Origin of the sequence: Enterococcus florum, from assembly GCF_004309355.1 — a bacterium.
Taxonomy (GTDB): Bacteria; Bacillota; Bacilli; order Lactobacillales; family Enterococcaceae; genus Enterococcus_A; species Enterococcus_A florum.
This window is the reverse complement of the sequence record NZ_BJCC01000031.1, coordinates 94,449-114,668: the sequence shown is the minus strand read 5'-3', so window position 1 is coordinate 114,668 and position 20,220 is coordinate 94,449. Positions and strand designations below refer to the sequence as shown.

At 44.1% G+C, this 20,220-nt stretch carries 15 protein-coding genes; 1 reads left to right on the top strand and 14 read right to left on the bottom strand.

What is annotated here, in order from left to right:
* Positions 1 to 12 precede the first annotated feature (12 nt).
* From NRIC_RS16160 to NRIC_RS16115, 10 genes are all read right to left on the bottom strand, one after another.
* On the bottom strand, positions 13 to 1,746 hold the full coding sequence (locus NRIC_RS16160; RefSeq protein WP_146623746.1) for a SpaH/EbpB family LPXTG-anchored major pilin: 1,734 nt from the start codon (positions 1,744 to 1,746) through the stop codon (positions 13 to 15).
* A complete protein-coding gene (locus tag NRIC_RS16155; RefSeq protein ID WP_146623745.1) occupies positions 1,736 to 3,319 on the bottom strand; it encodes a SpaA isopeptide-forming pilin-related protein in 1,584 nt (527 codons plus the stop codon). Before NRIC_RS16155 ends, NRIC_RS16160 begins: the two co-directional genes overlap by 11 nt.
* Positions 3,316 to 6,666, bottom strand: a complete 3,351-nt coding sequence (locus tag NRIC_RS16150; RefSeq protein WP_146623744.1) for a SpaA isopeptide-forming pilin-related protein — start codon at positions 6,664 to 6,666, stop codon at positions 3,316 to 3,318. Before NRIC_RS16150 ends, NRIC_RS16155 begins: the two co-directional genes overlap by 4 nt.
* Before the next feature lie 565 nt (positions 6,667 to 7,231).
* Positions 7,232 to 7,543, bottom strand: coding sequence for a YciI family protein (locus NRIC_RS16145; protein WP_146623743.1), 312 nt, complete (start codon positions 7,541 to 7,543; stop codon positions 7,232 to 7,234).
* A gap of 39 nt (positions 7,544 to 7,582) precedes the next feature.
* Positions 7,583 to 8,491, bottom strand: coding sequence for a helix-turn-helix transcriptional regulator (locus NRIC_RS16140; protein WP_146623742.1), 909 nt, complete (start codon positions 8,489 to 8,491; stop codon positions 7,583 to 7,585).
* Between the two features lie 114 nt (positions 8,492 to 8,605).
* A complete protein-coding gene (locus NRIC_RS16135; protein ID WP_146623741.1) occupies positions 8,606 to 9,430 on the bottom strand; it encodes an ABC transporter permease in 825 nt (274 codons plus the stop codon).
* Entirely contained in the window at positions 9,430 to 10,452 is a 1,023-nt protein-coding gene (locus NRIC_RS16130; RefSeq protein WP_146623740.1) for an ABC transporter permease, read from the bottom strand. Before NRIC_RS16130 ends, NRIC_RS16135 begins: the two co-directional genes overlap by 1 nt.
* Before the next feature lie 23 nt (positions 10,453 to 10,475).
* A complete protein-coding gene (locus tag NRIC_RS16125; RefSeq protein WP_146623739.1) occupies positions 10,476 to 12,086 on the bottom strand; it encodes an ABC transporter substrate-binding protein in 1,611 nt (536 codons plus the stop codon).
* A gap of 14 nt (positions 12,087 to 12,100) precedes the next feature.
* Complete coding sequence (locus tag NRIC_RS16120) at positions 12,101 to 13,078, bottom strand: ABC transporter ATP-binding protein (protein ID WP_146623738.1); 978 nt, start codon at positions 13,076 to 13,078, stop codon at positions 12,101 to 12,103.
* A 1-nt stretch (position 13,079) separates the two neighbouring features.
* A complete protein-coding gene (locus NRIC_RS16115; RefSeq protein ID WP_146623737.1) occupies positions 13,080 to 14,072 on the bottom strand; it encodes an ABC transporter ATP-binding protein in 993 nt (330 codons plus the stop codon).
* A 790-nt stretch (positions 14,073 to 14,862) separates the two neighbouring features.
* Between NRIC_RS16115 and spx the strand changes: the two genes are divergently transcribed.
* Positions 14,863 to 15,288 (top strand): transcriptional regulator Spx, encoded by a 426-nt coding sequence (gene spx / locus NRIC_RS16110; RefSeq protein WP_146623736.1) that lies wholly within the window; start codon positions 14,863 to 14,865, stop codon positions 15,286 to 15,288.
* Between the two features lie 44 nt (positions 15,289 to 15,332).
* Here spx and NRIC_RS16105 read toward each other — a convergent pair whose 3' ends face one another.
* From NRIC_RS16105 to NRIC_RS16090, 4 genes are all read right to left on the bottom strand, one after another.
* On the bottom strand, positions 15,333 to 17,645 hold the full coding sequence (locus NRIC_RS16105; RefSeq protein ID WP_146623735.1) for a cation-translocating P-type ATPase: 2,313 nt from the start codon (positions 17,643 to 17,645) through the stop codon (positions 15,333 to 15,335).
* A gap of 165 nt (positions 17,646 to 17,810) precedes the next feature.
* Positions 17,811 to 18,131, bottom strand: coding sequence for a DsrE/DsrF/TusD sulfur relay family protein (locus NRIC_RS16100; protein ID WP_146623734.1), 321 nt, complete (start codon positions 18,129 to 18,131; stop codon positions 17,811 to 17,813).
* A gap of 30 nt (positions 18,132 to 18,161) precedes the next feature.
* On the bottom strand, positions 18,162 to 19,823 hold the full coding sequence (locus tag NRIC_RS16095; protein WP_146623733.1) for an FAD-dependent oxidoreductase: 1,662 nt from the start codon (positions 19,821 to 19,823) through the stop codon (positions 18,162 to 18,164).
* Positions 19,820 to 20,140, bottom strand: a complete 321-nt coding sequence (locus NRIC_RS16090; RefSeq protein ID WP_146623732.1) for a rhodanese-like domain-containing protein — start codon at positions 20,138 to 20,140, stop codon at positions 19,820 to 19,822. The genes NRIC_RS16095 and NRIC_RS16090 overlap by 4 nt, the downstream gene beginning before the upstream one ends.
* Positions 20,141 to 20,220 lie beyond the last annotated feature (80 nt).

Here is a 20,220-nt window from a genome sequence, read left to right as displayed (position 1 = left end):
ATTTAGCTGCTTCTATTCTTCGACAGCCTCTTTGCTGCGCAAGAAGTATACTCCTACGATCGCTATTGCTGCTACACCAGCTGCAATGATCAGGTAAATGCCATTTCCACCAGTACCAGGCAAGGTTCCTTTGCGTTTGTTTTCGACTTCTGTTTCGTCTCCGACAACGATCGTTTTCGTGTACGTTCCGAAATCCACCGTAAATGGAATATCTGCTTCCAGATCTACATAGTCATTGCTTGGTGCTTTGGTTTCTTCCAACCAGTATTGAACCAACGGTTTGCCGACTGTTGCTGGGTGCGCAGGGTCTCCAATAGAAAGAATCGGATCCCCATCTTCGTCAACGGCTGTTGTCAATGGCAAATCGGTTCCTGTTGCATCATGACTAACCGTCGCTTCCAGCCCTTTAACTGTAAATAGTCCGTCTATATCAGAAGTAAACACTAAGGCATCTGTTTTCGTTGTTGACCAGCGAGATGGACTGGCCGTAGTTGCTGCTTCGATCATATACTCAGTGACACCATTGTTTTCACGTTTAACGATGAATTCCGCATCTTCTAAGGCATTTCCATTATCTTGGTCGACTTTTTCGAAGCGGCGGCCATACGTGATTACGTCATCCCCTGTCCAAGGTTTTTCTTCAAGTCCGTTGGTTGGGTTGTTTTCATATTTCAAGGTTGCTTGGTTATCGATCCATGCATCTGGGACGGTGTTTTCATCTAGATACATGCGATATTTGAAGACGATTTTCTTTCCAGCGTATTTCGCAAGCTGAGTCACGTTAGGTGTTTGCTTATTGATATCATCTTCGTTGTTGAAGAAAACGTGGAAAATGTTCGTATAGGTCGTGCCGAATTCTGGTGTACCGCTGGTTTCCTCCACGACTGAGTAGTCCACATCCATGATCGGTGTTAATGTTGGCGGAACAGTAGAATCATCTTGAACATACAGGCCTTGGTTGTCTAAATAATGCAGGTTCGCCTGTGATTCGTCGCGCAACCAGAATTGTGTATAACGATAGACTGGATTTGCTGGATCATTGTTGGCTAAACCATCGATACCAACAGGAATATCAAAGGTAATTTTGTAGTCGATCGGCTCGCCGACCGTAAAGTCATCTTTTTCTTCTTTTTCTTTGATCACTTCAAAATCATCACTTTGCTTGTTCTTTGGATATAAAAAGAGTTCGGTTAATTTGTCATTAGTAGGTGTGCCATTCGCATTCATCTTATAGACGGGGAAAATCACGACCATGTTGTCTGCTCTTGTTGTGATATTGCTTGGCGCAGAAGTTTCCACAAACAGGTAGACTGCATCTTTTTCTACACCGCCCACCGTCACTTTATCCGGCAAGGTAAATTTGGTATGACCCGACGCATTGGTTTTTTGCTCTGTACCGACAGCAGTTAGTCCTGTTGCGCCATCAGCTGCGATCTTGTCACGCAACTGATTAACTGTCCAGGTTGGGTTCGCTGCTGCCAATTGATAAAATACTTCTGTTGCATCGTAAGCAGTAAAGCCAACATCCTTCAATGGGCGCCCGCCAGCATCTGTATGCCAGTCTTCATCTTTTTCCCCGGTATTTTGACGATCCGCCGGGATCTCATCATACGCCCCTTTGTAAATATTGATATCAACATTTGTCGGTGCAGCATGTGCCACCAAGCTGTTCCCGAGACTAATAAATGTGCTGGCTAATAAAAACACTAACCCTAGCAACCCAAAAATTCTTTTCTTAGTTTTCATATTTGATACTCCTTTTCTTTTTTAGTATGAATGCTGTGAGCACACAGATTATTCCAATAATGATCGATCGTGCTGAAATCGTTTCGCCTGTTTGCGGCAGCCGATTGCTGGTCAGCTTTTGCGCCGGCTTATCCGTGGAGCCTCCAGTTGAAGGGAGTTCAGGCTTGTCTTCTTTTTGATTCACGATAAGCAACGGCTCAGTGAGCTGTTGACTGGCTTGATTGACTTCAAATTCAATAAAATGGTTGCTCGGCAGGAAATATCCGTCAGGTGCCCTTACTTCCAACAGCGCATAGCTGCCATAAGCCAATCCTTCGATTTCAAAGCGGCCCTTTTGATCAGATCTCAGCACCAGAACCTCCTCGTAATGCTGATTTCCATATTCAGACTCTACCCAGTCTCCTTGCTTGGTCAGATAGTGATTATCTGCGTTGCAGACCACAAATTCCGCTCCCTCTAAAGGATTCTTAGAATCGTTATCGATTTTTTGGAAAATCTTTTTCCCTACTGCCTGTTCATTGTAAACAACAGGCAGCTGCTCTTTGTTGGTCAAAGCTGGCAATGCTTCGCCGTTTACTAGAATCGCCGCCTGGCGATCTTCTGGAATAACAACTGTTATATTTTTGGCAGCCTCCGAGATCTCATATCCATCTACAGTTGCGACTTCTTCAAAAAGATAGCTCCCGCTTTTCAGGCCAACCGTTGTTCGAACGATGCCCTCCTGATCTGAGGTCATCTTTTTAACTCGTGAATCAGCAAGCAGCGGCTGCGTGGTCTCTTTTTCTGAAAGCCATTCACTGCTGATGCCCGTTGTTTCCATCAAGTACTGCTTTTCCCCATTGATTTGTCTGGACAGTACAAATTGTGCGCCTGGCAGAGGATGCGTTTTTCCATCCGTTTCTTTCCCCATTTTTCGAAAATAGAGTTCTCGAGCATAGACAAAATTCTTGGTGTAAATATGCGTCTGTTCGCCGGAGGCAAAGGTACTGTCGATCAAAACATATGCAGCCAGCCTGTCTTGATTCATTTCCAGCTGTTCGCTTCCGCTAAGCTCAACAAACAAATATTGCTGATTCTCTCCTACCGGTAATTTTGCGGATAGAATCCCTTGCTCTGATACAGGATCGTTCTTTTCATTCACAAAGGATTGGGTAGCCGTTTCCAACGTATCCACCCACTTGATTCCCGGATAAGTGTTTTGCAGGGCTGCATAAGATGGATGATCCGCGGCAGTTAACACGGCTAAATCATTTCTCAACACCTTCGCCTCATCACGCAGGTAAGCCTGGACCTCCTCAGCAGAAAGCTGCTGCGTGCGGACTAAATGATCGGCATATTGGCTCACCTCAAAAATTGCAAAAGCAGAGCCGTTTACACCATAAGAATGCTGGAGCACTGCTGGATCGCCAAGCTCTCCTGCCTGATTAATCTCATCAGGAACATTTTCTTCAGGAAACAACCGCTTATGAAGGATAAACTCATGACTTTGAGCACCTAATGTCGTCATAGGCTGCAGAATCGAAAAACACAGGATCAAAAGGAACAGCAGCGAGAACATACGTCTTATCTTCATCCTCGATCACCTTCCCTTTTTCGTCTAACTTGTTCACTCAAAAAATAGCCAACTACGAGCATGGTTGCCAAAGTCCCCACTCCCAGAATAAGGTGTTTTCCTGTTCCACCTGTTTTCGGCAAGGTCCCCTTGGGATGATTTTGGATCGTTACCAGATTTTCGGCTGCTGTTTGCCCAGCGGTGATCGTAAACTTGTGAGCAGCTGAAAGCTGAACATAGCCGTCTGGTGCTTTGGTTTCAATAAAGTAATAGTCTCCTTCCGGAAGCCCTTCAATAATCAATTTTCCGATCGGCGTGACCGTTGAGACCAGTTGGAATGTCCAATTTGCACCATTTTTAATTGCCTTGTAGCTTCCTGTCGGATTGGTCCCATCTCCAACCTCCAGTTCCTCTGGAGCGAAAAAGATCGTGCCTAATGCATCTGTCGCTACCTTGAATTTTGCCCCCTTCAAATTCTTATCGTTCGTGGCATCCTTCTTTATGAGCGTGACATCGCCTTCGGCTAACTCGTTGATCATTTCAAATGTGATCGTGACTCCATCCGCTGTGATTTCTTTGACAGCAGTCTTTCCATTGCCCGTGATTTTAAAGCCGTCTGGTGCTTTGGTCTCCTTGAGGTAATACTTTCCTAGAGGCAAGCCTGTAATATGGAGCTCGCCTTCTATCCCGTTGGATTCAATAAACTCGTATGCTTGCGCGGTACGATTGTATTGGTAGTGATAGTTTTTCCCGGTGATAAACGTTCCACCCAATTTCGTTTCGTTTGAGGCCCCCTTTACTGAATACAGCTCGAACTCCGCTCCGTCCAGTTTAGTGCCGTCAGGTCCCGTTTTGATTAGGTCCAATTGACCAATCTTTTTGCGATTCTTTCTGGTCACACTGACGGTTTGTCCATCTGTGCTGAGGATTGCCCCACTGGACTTTCCATCATCATCGTAGGTATACCCATCAGGTGCGCGCTCCTCTTGAAAATAGTATTCGCCTAAGGGCAAGTCCTCAATAGTGATCTCACCTGCTGTACCTGAAGTCGGGGTATCTTCAACGATCGTATAGGTTTTCGTCGTATCGTTGTATTGATAAAGATAATTTTTCCCAGTTTCCAGCGAAACATTTGGAGAAACAACATCTGTTCCGTCTTTGTTTCGCAAGGTGAATACTGCATCGTTGAGTTTCTCGTCTGTTTCTGCATCTTCTTTAATCAGCTTTATTTTGCCGACAGCCAGAAAATTGTAGGCCGAAACAGCGATTCCCTCTTTGGCACTTCGATCGATCGTAAAATAGTATTTGCCTTCTTCACCTATGCCATCTGGTGGAACGATCTCCAGCTTTTCCTTGTACTTAGGATCTGGATTGTTCTTTTCAATTAAGCAGTATTTGCCATTCGTCAAGTTTTCGTAGAGCAGAACACCTGAACCATCGGTCTTTTTGATACCATTGGCGATTGTGGTGTACGTTCCAGAACCTGGAGAGGTTTCTTTCTTCAATTCAAATTCAACGTTCTTCAAGATTTCCTTCGTGTCATTGTCCATTTTCTTCAGGCGAAAGGTTGTTGGCGGAACACGTGTCGCTCCACCGCCCCAGTTGTTGATGGTGATTTTATTCGATTCACCTTCTTTGCCTTCAGAATTGTTTTCCCAGGAAACAACTGCTTTATTTTCAATCACAGAGCCTTCCCCTAAGGACGTTTCAGCATTGATCCGTACATTGAACCCGAACGGATAATTGTCGTATTGTCCACCATTATCATGAGAGAAGTAACGCTCGTAGGCTTCTTTGGTCTTCTCACCACGTTCAGCAGTGATTCGCCCAGCAAGAACCGTATCATCGATCACTTTCCAGATTCGTTCTTTGGCACTCAGCGTCCCGTTGCCAAATAGCAGCAACCCTTCGCTTCGACTGCCTGTCAGGTTTGGCAAATTTCTAAAGTTTGCGATCAGCTTGTTTTCTTTGGTTATTCCGTAACAAGGATATAGATTGGCGCGGATTCGCTGCTCAAAGTCTGCACTGGACTCAGCTGCTCCTTGTACCAAGGTTTGCAGCGGCGTTAGCGTATTGGATCCACTTGGTCCGATAAATTGCACCTGTCCGATCGGATCCTTCGCCATTTTTCCATCGTCTGTCACCGTATAGATGTTCATGTACATGGAAACCGAGATGTTGCTTAATGATTCATCAAACTGATCTTCAAGAATGACATTTTGGTAAAAGTCCGGAGTCTCACCGTTCAACGCTTTTTTGTAGCTGTCCATCATGAGACTGATCGTCCAATAAACCGCGTTGCTGTTGGCATAGGTCCCGCCATTTTTGGTGATTGTTTCTAAATTCCCGATCGGATTTCCAGGATTTCCTTCATCTGGTTTAGGGTCGATCACGATCGGATACCGCCCCGTTTCACTTTGCCCGACTTCTCCATCGGTGGTTTCTCTGCCTGCGGTCCCATAAGCAGTCAAAAAGCAGTCATCCAAACCATTCCACTTTTGTTCGACATTTTCATTGAAAACGATTTTGAGTTTCTTATCACCGCCAACATCGATCAGCTCGATTTCCCCGATCTTGGTATTTGAGCCGCTCTCATAAAAAGGACCCTTATTGCTCAGCGTAGAGAAATTAAAATGCTCTTCTGGCAGATCTACGATAATGTAGTCATCCTTCTTCAAATTCGCTTCTGAGGGAACTGTAAAGCGATAATCGAAATACACCCCATCGCCCACTTTGACCGTTGGCTGCGGAACTTGCGGTACCCCGTCTTTGACGATGTATTCTTTGGTATTTCCGCTTCTGATAATATAGATGTCCTTCAGCAGCATGTCATTGACTGTACTTGTTTTATCCAACCCGCTGAATGGCGTGACGCCACCTAAAGAACTCAATGTCGTGGAGCGATTCGGTGGACGGATCTTTAATGGAAACGATACTTCTTCAAAGAAATCCAAAGAGATCGCCGTTTCTGCTCGGACTTCTTTGGCTAATTGAAAATCCAACAGCAAATCCTCTAGCGACACTTCGTGATCCTTGTCGTTGACTATTTGAAGCTGATGATCCTCGACTCGGATCGACAATTCGCCAGCTTGATAAATGTGTTGATCCTTTGTTTGACTGTTTTCTGGTAAAGAAAGCGAAACCGATGTGTTTTTCTCAATGGCTAGGTCAAATGACAATCTCAGCGTATCCGACCCTGAAATCTCTGTCGGCAGCTTCTGGTTTTCAGCATCTAACAAGGCCATATGAGAGAATGTATAGGACTCGGGTGAGCGGAGAGTTTCCGCAATCGTTTGAATCGGAAGAAAAGAGCCAAGAATCAGTAAAATAGAAAGAACAACCATCCAAGTTGTTTTTGGCTTATCCATAATTTCCTCCTTTCTTTTTTATTTTTGACCGTTGTTTACTTCTTTTCCAACGTTTGCTGCACTCCCCCTTGTTATATTTATTTTTAATTGATTGAAATCGAATATAACTAAAAAAATTCATTTTAAACGAATGAATTTTTAGTAATCTTGACCCCTCTGATTAAAAACAAATATAAATATGTATTTTTTTAAAATTATTTCAAATTTATTATATTTCTTCTGTTTTTTTGTCACAATATATCGGGAATAAGAAGCAAAAATAGGGTATAAGAGGTTAAATTCAGGTGGTGAAAGTATAGGTATTTTTGTCTAAAAAAGAAAAAAGATTAATTTAAAAAAATTTTTAAAGAGAAATACACATTAAATTGAATTGATACTTTTTAATTTAAAAATAGATGAAATAAAACTTTAGCATAGCAAACGAGACAGAATATGTTATTTTATAAACTCTATGATGGAATTAAGATTGAGCTGGATACTCAAGAGCACAGTTGGATCCAATCAAGCCGCAAAAAAAGCCCTGCAACATGCAGAGCCTTGGCTTGACTGAAATTAAATATCAAAACTACTTTTCACCCGCCGGAAAAACCATGAGGTTCCAGCATTTAAGTTCGTAGCGGTAAAAGCCGCCTTTAATAATCGGATCTTCATCTGAGATGCGTTTGGCTTCCTCCAAGTCCTGCGCCTCAAAAAGGATCATCGCACCGTCCACTTCCTCTAACTCCATGTTGCCGAAAACGCCAGCCAGCAATACACGCTCTTGAGCGATTTGCTGCAAGTAGCTCATCGAGTCCATCGCCTGTTCTTCACTGACCTCTCGTTCATCCAGCTTGTAGTCCGTTCGGACAAATAATGTGCTTTTCTCATTCCATTCCATCGTCTTTATCCTCCTTTTATCCGCTGACTGTAAAACTGTTCAGTCTTGATACAGCTCAGCAATATCTAGGGAACGGACCCTCATCTGTGTTCGAGCCGCTGCTGGTGCAAGTACCTCCACCTGTCTGCCAAAGGACAGTAGATAATTTACTAGCCAGTTGTTCAACTCAGCCTGAAATTCCACCACGTAACAACCATCTTCGTCAGCCTTCAACTGGCTTTCAGAGAATTCATCGTATAAACGGTGCACGGACTCAGGGGAAAATCTCAGTTTTAGGGTTACCAGGTTGTTGGTTTGCTTTTGAGTTTTTAGTGAGTAATCTTCTGGCAGCTCGCGCTCAAATGTTTCTAAATTGATTTTCAGGTCTCTGATTCGCGAAAGACGGAACACTCTTACTTCTTGCTTGCTTTGACAATAGCCAACAATATACCAAGCGTGGGATTTGAATACCAATCGCATCGGTTCAACCATTCGTCGCGATTTTTTCATATCAGAATTGACATACTCGAAAGTAATCACATGTTTGTTCAAAATCGCTGATTGCACATCCGAGATCTTGAATTTTTCCCGATCGTCGCTTCCCCAATACGAAAAATCTATCTCCAGCCATTGTGGCTGCAGCGCTGTGCGAAAGATCGCGCCGATTTTGTTCAATGTCGTTTCCATGTTTGGATATTGAGTGGCCTGCAAAATCTGCAATCCTTGAAAAATGTTCTGCTGCTCCCCCTTTGTCAGCAATGATCGATCCATCGTGTAGCCTTCCAATAAAGAAATTCCTCCACCATTGCCTTTGGTGGATAAAATTGGGATGCCGGCAATCGTCAACGTGTTGATATCTCGATAAATCGTACGCGTTGAGACCTTAAAAAGCGCCGCCAACTCCTTTGCAGTCGTATGTTTGTGTTCCACCAAATAGAAAATTATTTGTACCAGACGTTCGATTTGCATGTCCGTTCTCCCTTGTAAACATCTTAGCAAAGTGAATATGACAACTAGCTGTCGCATTTGCTTTATTTTTTTATAGGAAAAAGGCTATGACAGTGATGTCACAGCCTTTTTGATTTACTTGTTTTTGATTTTTGGATCCAAATAATCTCTTAGACCGTCGCCGACAAAGTTCGCACCGATCGACATAGAGAAGATCGATAAACCTGGGAAGGTCGACATCCACCAGTAGTTCATATTGTTTACACCATCAGAGACCATCGAGCCCCATTCAGGCGTTGGCGGTTGTGTGCCTAGACCTAAAAAGCTTAACCCAGAGAAGGTAACGATCGCATTCCCGATATCAAGGGTCGCCATGACCAGCAGGGAGCCTAGAGCATTCGGAACGATTTCTTTGACTAAAATACGCAAATGACTCGCTCCCAAGACCCGTGAAGCGACAATGTATTCATTTTCCTTCAAGGTGATCACCATGCTTCGCATCAGGCGCGCGTAATTCGGCCACCAAATGATCGTCATGGCGAGCACCGAGTTAAAAATACTCGGCCCTAGAGCAGAAGCAATGACCATCGCCAAAATTAGTGGCGGAAAGGCATTGATCAGCTCAGCTACACGCATCATGATATCGTCAACGATGCCGCCGATATACCCGGCAATCCCACCGTAGATCGTGCCAACGACAATCGTGATGCAGACCGTCACCAGCCCGGCAGCGATCGACACACGGCTGCCCACCAGTACCCGAGAGAAAACATCGCGTCCCAGTTCATCGGTTCCCAACAGGTGCCCCGCACTTGGCGGCTTGAAACGTGCCGTCATATCCTGTGCGATCGGATCCTGTGAAACAAAATAAGGCGAGAACAGCGCGATCAAGATCCAAGCGATACAAATAAAAATTCCAAGCTTGAATAGAAAGTTTTTCTGCTTTAAGAATCGTTTCATTAATTGTACCTCACTCTCGGATCGATCACTCCGTACAGGATATCGATCAAAAGATTCAGTAAGACATTGATCATCGCAATCAGCAAGGAAACTCCACAAATCGCTGGAAAGTCCAATGTCGTAGCTGATAAATAGGCATATTGTCCGATGCCCGGCCAAGAAAAGATTTTTTCAACAAACACCATGCCGCCCAGCAGGTTGCTAAAGCCCATGCCCATGACGGTGATCACCGGGATCAATGCATTGCCTAATGCGTGACGCATAATGATTCGTCCCTGCGACAAGCCCTTAGCTTTCGCTGTTCGGATATAATCCAAGGAAGTCACTTCCAGCAAATTCGAACGTGTCTGCCGAGAGATCAATCCCATCGTGAAAAAACCTAGTACCAATGCCGGCAGGATCAAATGGGAGAGGGCATCGTTCACCAATGACCAGTCTCCCTGTAAAATGCCGTCCAGCACATACAATCCAGTCCCGCCCGTCGGCGCTGTCATACGCGAGTTGATTCGCCCGCCGCCAGGGAAAAGATGCCAGTTCGAATAAAAGAGCAACAGCATCACTAAGGCGAACCAAAAGTTTGGGATTGATACCCCGCTGATGGAAATCGTCCGCACGAGATAATCCACGGGTTTGTTTCGATAGACGGCAGACAAGATCCCAAAAGCGATCCCGAAGATCACCGCAATGATCATCGCGATGATCGACAGCTCCAAAGTTGCCGGGAAAAACTGTTTTAGATCGCTCAAAACTGGGTTGCCTGTCCGAATCGAAATCCCTAAATCTCCACGCACTAAATTTCCTAGATAAATAAAATATTGTTGGATAAGCGGCTTATCAAGACCCCATCTTGCTCGGTACGCAGCAACGGCTTCAGGATCACTCATGGCGTGCGTACTCATATTCGATGCAATCGGATCACTAGGAACCAAGTGCGAGATCATGAAGACCAAAAAGGAGATCCCGATGACCAAAAAGCACACAAACACGAAGCGCCTTAATAAAAACCTTGCCATATTCCTCATGCAAATTGCTCCTTAGTTCCAGATTATTTTACCGCTATGTCTTGGAAATTGATTTTTTGTACTTCATAGTAGTTCACACCATCCAAATTACTGCGGTATGCCAACACTTTTGGATGCTGTACCAGCAATGCAAACGGCATTTGCTGATCAAGCAGTTTTTGCAATTCTTCAGAAGCTGCAACACGTTTTTCTTCATCTGATTCTGTTTGAACTGTTTTCTTCAGCTCATCCAGTTTCCCATCAGAAGGATCACTCCATTTCGCCCGTTCTCCAACCGTTTCGCCTGGTAAGAAGGCTAACTGGTTGTTGATGTCTGGAAAATCCGGATGCCAATGCATGAACAAGAACTGCTCTTTGCCTTCACGGTAAGAATCGATCGCAACACCGATCTCCGCTGTCTCGATTTTAGCGTTGATGCCGATTTTGCTCAGGTCATCTTTGATCTTTTGACCCATAGTCGTCCACGACATTCCTTCAGTGTCAAAGTTCGGTACTGTAAATTTCACATCGAAGCCGTCTTTGTAGCCTGCTTCTTCCATTAATTGCTTCGCTTTGTCGACATCTTGATAATCTTTGGCTTTTTCTAATGCACCAGTAAAGCCTTTAGGAACGATATTCAACGGCAATACCGCGCCGTCACCGCAGATTTCCAACAATTCTTTGTAGTTGATTGCCCGACGAACAGCTTCCTGAACTTTAGGATCTGCCATTTCTTTGCCGATTTCTGGATCATCATTCATCAACAAGAAGGTAGTAGTAGTTCCTGTGTAGCTCTTCAGGTCTACGCCGTCTTGATCTTCTAATTGAGAGGCATTGTCTACCCCAACCCCTAGAGCAATGTCGATGTCGCCTTGCTTCACGTTTTGGATTTGGGTATTCACATCAGGAATTTCTTTACAGATAACTTTGTCGTTTTTCACTTCGCCCCAGTAATTTTCGTTCTTTTCTAAGACGACTTCCACGTTTTGCTTCCATTCACTCAACACATAGGCTCCAGAACCAGCAGAGTTTTGGTTTAACCATTCTTCTGCGGTATCCGCGCTGGACGCATCTTCCGCGTCTGTTCCACCATGTTCTTTGACCACTTCTGAGTCAACGATGGCAAAGGCATTATTCGCCAATTTTACCAAGAACGCTGCATCCGGTTCATTCAACGTAATCACAACGGTATGATCGTCTGGTGTTTCCACACTTTTCACATTTTCTGTGTGGTGGCTGGTATTGCTTTTCAGATTTTTAGTTCGGTTGATACTGAATGCCACATCTTTTGACGTTAACGGATTGCCGCTTGAAAACTTCACGTCTTTTTTGATTTTAAAGGTATGGACTGTTTGGGTATCGTCCAGCTCATGACTTTCTGCTAGTGACGGCTCTGGTGTTGATGATTCATAGGTTTTGTACAGGTAGTCATACATTGCGTAATACATCATGTTCCCGTACACTTCATAACCGCGGGCCGGGTCCATCGTTTTTAAGTCAGAATCCATCCCCACAACTAAGGTGTTCTCGCCATTTGCACTTCCTCCGCCGCTTCCTCCGCCAGAATCATCTGTGTCTCCGCCTCCGCCGCATGCTGTCAACGTCAATGCTAATAAGCTGACAAGTGTCAAAGCAAACTTTTTACTCTTTTTCATACACAACTTCCTCCCTAATTCCTTTGTTTACATAAATGACAGGCCACATAGTGATTGTCTTTTACTTCCTCCAACAACGGTTTTTCCTTTTTACAGATGTCCATCGTATACGGGCAGCGCGTATGGAACTTGCAGCCCTTTGGTGGGTCTGATGGACTAGGAACATCCCCTTTTAAAACAATCCGTTCCTTTTTCACTTGGTCGATCGAAGGTGCTGCTGAGATCAACGCCTGTGTGTAGGGGTGAAGTGTCTCTTCATAAAGTGCTTTTTTATCGGCCAATTCAACGATATTTCCCAAGTACATTACTGCGATCCGGTCGCACATATGATAAACGACACCTAGATCGTGGGAAATAAAAAGATACGTTAAATCCAGCTTTTCCTGCAACTCTTCCAATAAATTGATGACCTGCGCCTGAATCGACACATCCAGTGCGGAGACCGGCTCATCACAGATAATAATATCCGGATTTAAAGCCAAGGCACGGGCGATCCCGATCCGCTGTTTTTGTCCCCCAGACATTTCATGCGGGTAGCGGTGCTTGTATTCAGGGGCCAAACCAACCATCGTCAGCAGCTCATCGATCTTCTGTTCCATTTCCTGCTTGTTCATGGTCTTCTTAAAATGAATTTTGAAAGGCTCAGCCAGAATAGTTCCGATCTTATTCCTGGGATTCAGACACGCCGATGGGTCCTGAAAGACTAGCTGGACCTTGGAGCCGAATTGGACCTTTTCGCTTCTTCCTTTTAACTGCGACACATCTTTGCCTTCAATGTGGATGGTCCCATCGGTGATTGGAGAGAGATTCAGCAAGGTTTTCCCCAGGGTGCTTTTCCCGCACCCGCTCTCGCCGACCAAGCCGAATGTTTCGCCTTTTTTTATGGCAAAGGAAACGTCATCCACCGCCCGTAGCGTTCCCTTTTTACCATCGCTGTCTCGAATATCAAAATATTTTTTGACATGTTCCAATACGACGATTGAATCTTCCATCTTATTCCTTCACCTCAGCTTCCGCAGCATCTGAATATTTGAAGCACCGAACTTTGCGTCCATTCTCTAAATCAGATAGCGCTGGTCTTTTTTCCTTGCATACGTCCATCGCATAGGGGCATCTCGGGTGGAAGCTGCAGCCCTTCGGCATATCATCCAGTCGTGGAACGATGCCATCGATACTATTTAATGGTTCCTTTTGCTCCTGCATTTTCGGGATCGCTGCGATCAGTCCCTCTGTATAGGGGTGTTTAGGTGTATCAAGGATCTCACGAATCGCTCCTTGTTCCACCACTTTCCCGGTATACATCACGATGACTCGGTCACAAACCTCAGATACTACACCTAGGTCATGAGTGATCATGATGATGCCCATCCCCAGTTTTTTTCTTAGATCCTTCAATAGTTCTAAAATCTGCGCTTGGATCGTTACATCCAGTGCAGTCGTTGGTTCGTCTGCGATCAACAGCTGCGGATCACAGGCCAGAGCCATTGCAATCATCACCCGCTGCCGCATCCCACCGGACATTTGGTGAGGGTATTCGTTAAACCGCTGCTCTGCCGCAGGGATTCCTACCAGCTCCAATAGCTCGATAGCCTTCTTTTTGGCATCCTCTTTGCTGATTTTTTGATGAATCAGCATGGACTCCATAATTTGTTTGCCGCATCGGTGCAGCGGATTCAAAGAGGTCATCGGCTCCTGAAAGATCATCGCCAGTTGGTTGCCGCGGTATTTTTGCTTTTCCTTTTCTGGCATCGACAAGAGGTCGTTGCCTTTAAACAGCGCTTTTCCGGAAATTGTGGAAGTTGCTTCATCTAATAACCCCATAATGCTTAAGGAAGTCACGCTCTTTCCACTGCCGCTCTCGCCAACGATTCCCAAGGTTTCATTTTCATTCAGGCTCAACGCTAAATTATCAATTGCTGTTACTTCCCCGTTGTATGTTCGAAATCGAACAGTCAGATCTTCAACATTCAGTAACTCTTTCCCCATAAAATCACATTCTCCCGTCTCCTCAAATCTTAATCAAATCAAATGAAACCACTGTTTTATCGCTATTTTTCTCATTTTATACGTTTGTGTTTTCACAAACAAATAAAAAAGTGTATTTTAATTAATTATATCAGTGACTAAAGCGTTGTCAATAACACCTTTCTGTTTGCGTATTAGATAAATATTCAGTCAATAATAATATTTAGAAAAATATCCTTGGACTGAATTATTTTAGAATAAAATGAGTCGTTTATAATTTATCAAAAATAATCATTTTTTTGTTTTTATTTATGCCTCTTGAATTAGCTCGCGAAAAACAGCGATTATTGTATATAAGTTAGAATTGCATAATTATCCTTTATTTGTGAGACTTTTTTTCAGATTCTCATTCTTTTAAGCGTTCTTTTTCAGATAGTCAGATGATAATACGTCCAACTATTTTTATTATTATTGTCCATTTTTTTTGCGATTTTTATGATCAATCATTTTTTTCAAGTAATTGGAAATTTTTGAGTTTTCAGCAAATATCATTTTTATTAGGTTATTATTATTCTAAACTAAAAACCCTTTAAAACCCTATGTAAACTGTTTTACGTCTCTTTCATCTGGATTTTCCTATCTGCTATTCGGGTTATTTAAAGCCTTTATTTCTGTCAAATCAATTTTTTCTTTCCTCAGAAAAAGGCTAAAAAATTTAACAAATTGAACAAAAGCCTGTAATGTTATGGGTGTAAGATATCTCAAGTCGAAAATAAACCAATAACAAATTATTAGAGGAGTTGGATGGGAAATGATTAAATTGTATATTTCACCAAGTTGTACTTCATGCAGAAAAGCAAGAGCATGGTTAGAAAATCAAGGATTGGCTTTTGAAGAAAGAAATATTTTTTCTGAGCCATTGAAAGCAGAAGAAATCAAAGAAATTCTTTCACTAACTGAAATCGGCACAGAGGAAATCATTTCGACGCGATCAAAGGTCTATGAAAAACTGGATATTGATCTTGATGACCTTTCATTCAATGAATTAGTTGCGCTAATTGAAAAGAATCCCGGCTTACTGAGAAGACCGTTGATTTTAGATTCATTAAGACTGCAAGTCGGCTATAATGAAGACGAAATCCACCAGTTCATCCCGCGGAAGATCCGTCGGACGGCTGCACAAGAAATGACTAAGATGCTGGCTTACTGGGATCTAGAAAAACAAAGCATGGCTTAATGGCTGCTTTCACCATACAAAAAGAACGCTGTCTGATTTTTTGATCAGGCAGCGTTCTTTTTGGTACGTCTCATTATTTTATTCAGCAGCAAGTACACGGCAGCATTGACGAGCATCATGACTAAAAACCATGGGACAGTCGCTGACGTCAAAAAGCCGATTTCTAAAATTGAATGAAACAGCATCGCTGCCGCATAAATACCGACTACCGTAGAGGCGATCAGAAAGATCCGCAGAGGATTCAAAGGCAGACACGCTTTGATCACCGCTAAACAGCTGATTCCGATTAATAGATAATACATCAATGTCAGAGTGGAAAGATCTGTCCAGCCCGTCTGTTTTGAAACCAGCGAGATCATCACCACATTCAAGATCACTAACAGAGCATTCGGTGCTGCGGCTCGTAAAGCAGTCGGCAGAAACTTGCCGCGAATTTGTTTTTGATCGCCCTCAAACGATAGAAAGAAGGAAGGGTAGCCTTCAATCGCCAGATCGATCAAGGTAATCTGAATCGGAATAAACGGAAAAGCCGTGGCTGTTACTAAACAAATCAAGGACAAGAAAAAGGAATAGATCGTTTTAATGAAGAAAATCCCCGACACCTTTGTGACATTGTTAACGACACGACGACCTTCAAGTACGACCTCTGGCAATGAGGCGAAGTCGGAATCCAGTAAGACTAAATTGGAAATTTGTCTGGTGGCATCATCCCCATCGGCCATTGCGATACTGACATCCGCTTCTCTTAGTGCCAATACATCATTTACCCCATCACCAGTCATCGCGACCGTCAGCCCTTTTGCTTTTAGCGACTGAACCAGCATTTTTTTCTGATGCGGTGCGACACGCCCGAAAACTGTATATTCTAAAGCAGCTTCCCTGACTGCCTGGTCAGTCTCGCAAGTAGTCAAATCAATATAGCGTTCATAATTCGGCAGACCCGCACGTTTGGCGATAGTTGAAACAGTGACCGGATTGTCACCGGAAATTACTTTTAGATCAACGCCTTCTTGTGCTAAATAAGCTAAGGTTTGCTCTGCGTTGGCTCGAATAATGTCTTCGATTTCGATTACAGCAATGGCGTCCAATTTCTGTTTTTCTTCGAAATTGCTTTGGATCGGCGCAACAGCTAACAGCAGAACGCGTAAGCCATTTTCCTGAGCTGCTGTTACTTCACTTGGTATGTTTGTTGATGTCAACAGCTTTTCTGGTGCCCCTAGGTACACGGCTCCTACACTGTCTAGATGCATCGCTCCCCATTTCCGTTCTGAGGAAAAAGGCAGTGTTTCCCGGCTAGTATAGCGGTCGGACTCTGGAAAATGTTCCCGCAGTGCCTGCATCGTAACATTGTTGTCGTTGCTGTTGGCAAGATAGCTACCCAAAAGTTCTTCCAACTCTGCTTTTTCGAAGGAACCGACCTGATGAAGAGCAGTGACGCGCATATTTCCTTCCGTGATCGTCCCCGTTTTATCGAGACAAAGTGTATCGACGTGTGCCAATGTCTCGATCGCATACATATCCTGAACGAGAATTCGCCTTTTCGCCAGTTTGGTAACCCCTGTGGTCAAGGCGATGCTGATCAGCAAGACTAAGCCCTTCGGCAGCATGCCCAAAACAGCCGCTGCAGAGACCACGACCGACTCCTTGACCCCGCTTGCTCGAAAGAAAAAGGCTTCCAAAAACAACAAAATGCCAAAGGGAATAATCACAAAGCTGGTAAATTTAGAGACCTTTCGAATAGCTCGGATCAATTCTGAATGAAATGGTTTGTGTGTTTTCGCCTCACTGGCTAGTTTCGTTGCATAATTTTCTTTGCCCACATGGACTACTTTCGCCAGCGCTTCACCGCTAACAAAAAAACTGCCAGAGAGCAAAGCATCGTCAGCTTGTTTACGAATCAGATCTGATTCGCCTGTCAGCATCGCCTCATTCACTTCTGCAAATCCTTCCACGACTTCCATATCCGATGCCACTTGTTCGCCTGCGAAAACCCGCACCAAATCATCGACAACCAACTCACTAGAATCGATCTGCTGTTCCACGCCATCGCGCAAGACTAGGACTTGTTTTTTGTTCACGATCGAAAGCTTTTGAACCAGATTCCGCGCATGAATCTCCTGATAGATCCCGATGCATACATTGGTCAAGATAATCACTAGATAAAACATATTGCTGTAGGCGCCAACTAAAAATAAGCACACACCAATCAGCAGGTTCAAAAAATTGAATAAGGTAACGACATTGTCGTAAAAAATAGCTTTCGTTGATTTACTTGTATTTTCCTCAACGTTGTTTTGCAGCCCGGCTGCTTTTCGCTGTGCCACTTCTATATGGGTTAGTCCCTGTGTGTTCTTCAAAAAAAGGCCCGCTTTCCAAATAAGTTACAAAAAAAGAATAGCATAAGAGGACGATAGTATTCTGAAAATATCTGGTAACTTTTCATCTTTTTATGAAATATTTAAACGAAACAAACAAAAAGCCCCTCCTACACCTGCCTCGTGTAAAAAGGGGCTTTAGATAGCTTAAAAAGTGACAACTTTATCTGCCCACTCGACCATTTCCACACAATCCACCATGGTTGAGATCGGACAAGCCGTTTGACCGTCCAGCTGTCTTGATATTAAGCAGGTTCCGCAGGCAAGCAGCTCTCCGCCCGCATCTTCCAACTTTTTCATCTGATCGGGGACATCATAGGTTTCGTCTACGATCCCTTCGACCTCCACTGCCTCGCCCATCAAAAAGAATTTGACCTGGTGGTCTCTTTTCAGTGCTGTCACACCAAAGCGAAAGGCATTCCACGCTTTCTCATGTTCCTTTGTCTCTAAAATAATCGCCAGCTTCATTGCTTTTCCTCCTTATCTTATTGTGCCGGTTCAGCTCTTCTCTTCAATGTACTTGATTTCCTCTGGTTTGACAACTTGATAAAGTGAAAAAGCACCATCTAAATTTTCGACCTGAAAGCCGGATTGTTTCAAGATCCGCTCTGCAATATAGCTTCTTAAGCCGCTGTGGCAGCTGACGATGTATTGCTTGTGCGGATCTAGTTCTGCCATACGTTCTCTCAGCTGACTCAACGGGATAGATATGAATGTCTTAAACCGGCCTTCCGCAATTTCTTCTGGATTACGAACGTCTAATAAGATTTTCCCCTTTGCCAGCTCCTCAGATAGTTGATGCCATTGGATCGACTGGCTCAACCCCTCAGCTAGATTCATCGCGGCATAACCCAGCATATTTACCGGATCTTTGGCTGAACCAAAAGGAGGAGCATAGGTCAGCTCTAATTCAGGAAGATCAAAAATCGTAGCTTTGGTTTTGATCATAGTCGCCAAAATATCGATGCGCTTGTCGACACCTTTTGCTCCTGCTCCTTGTGCGCCATAGATTTCACCTGTCGTTGGATCAAAAATCATTTTCAGTGTCACATCGGTGGCTCCGGGATAATATCCTGCGTGATCCTTCCCGGTGGTATGGATGACTTGATAAGATAGGCCTGCCTGCTTGGCTGCTCGTTCATTCAAGCCTGTAGAGGCAGCGGTCAACGCAAAGGTTCGTACGATCGCCGTTCCGATACTCCCTTGATTTCTTCTTGGCAACCCGGCAATCACATCGGCAACTTGTCTTCCTTGACGATTTGCGGGTGATGCCAAAGCAATCATTGTATCCTCGCCAGTTATTTGCTGTTTGACAATGATCGCATCCCCAACAGCAAAAATATGTTTATCACTTGTTCGATAGTTTTCGTCGACGATTATCCCGCCTTTAAGACCTAGTGCCAGTCCCGCGGATTTTGCTAATTGATTTTCTGGTTGAACCCCTACGGATAAAATCGTCACATCCGCAGTCAGTTCTGTCCCATCTTCTAAAACAATGGTTTTCCCTTGTTCCTTGAACGCTGTTGCAGATTGAGAGGTGAGCACTCGAACTCGGTTTTTTTCCAATTCTCTTTGGACAAAGGCCGCCATTTCTTCGTCCAAAGGTGGTAAAACATGGGGAGCCTTTTCAACGATTGTGACTGATAATCCGCGGTTTTTTAGGTTTTCAGCCATCTCCAGCCCAATAAATCCGGCACCGATCACCACCGCCTGCTTCGGCTTCTGCGCCAAACAATCTATTAGGTTCTCAAGGTCAGGGACACTTCGCAAGGGAAAAACATTTTTCGCTTCAGCTATCCCTTCAATCGCGGGGATGAACGGTTTGGCACCAGGGGATAAAATTAATTTGTCGTAGGATTCGATGAATGTTTCCTCACGGTACCTGACAGTAACCGTTCGCTTGTCTGGATCAATGGCGATCACCTCATGCTCAGGTCGAACGTCCAAATTGAAACGGGCGTTGAGGCTTTCCGGTGTTTGGACCAGCAATTGCTCCTTCTCCTCGATCTCACCGGACACATAATAAGGCAATCCACAATTTGCAAAAGAAACGTACGGCCCCTTCTCAAACACGACAATTTCTGCATCCTCCATCAAACGCCGTAACCGAGTCGCAGCAGACATACCGCCTGCAACCCCGCCTACAATAATGATCTTCATTTTTCGTATCCTCCCTTTCTTTTCTCGTCCCAACGGTTCATACCGCCACGAACATGTACGGCTTGATAACCCGCTTTCGTCAAATACGCAGCGGCTTGTTTGCTGCGTATTCCCGAGCGGCAAATGACATAAACAGCTGCTTCCTTTTTTCCGTTGAACGAATCGATCTGCTCCAATGGAACATTTTTTGCCCCTTTAATATGCCCCAGGGCGTATTCATCCAAGGAACGAACATCAATGAATGGAATATTACCTTTTAACAAGGCTTTTAATTCAGATATAGAAATCTCTGGACTCCTTTTAAAAAATGACAGCATGCGCTTCCCTCTTCCCAAAAATACCTTACAGGGTATATTAAACGCCTTACAACTCTGTTTGTCAACAAGTTGTTAAAATA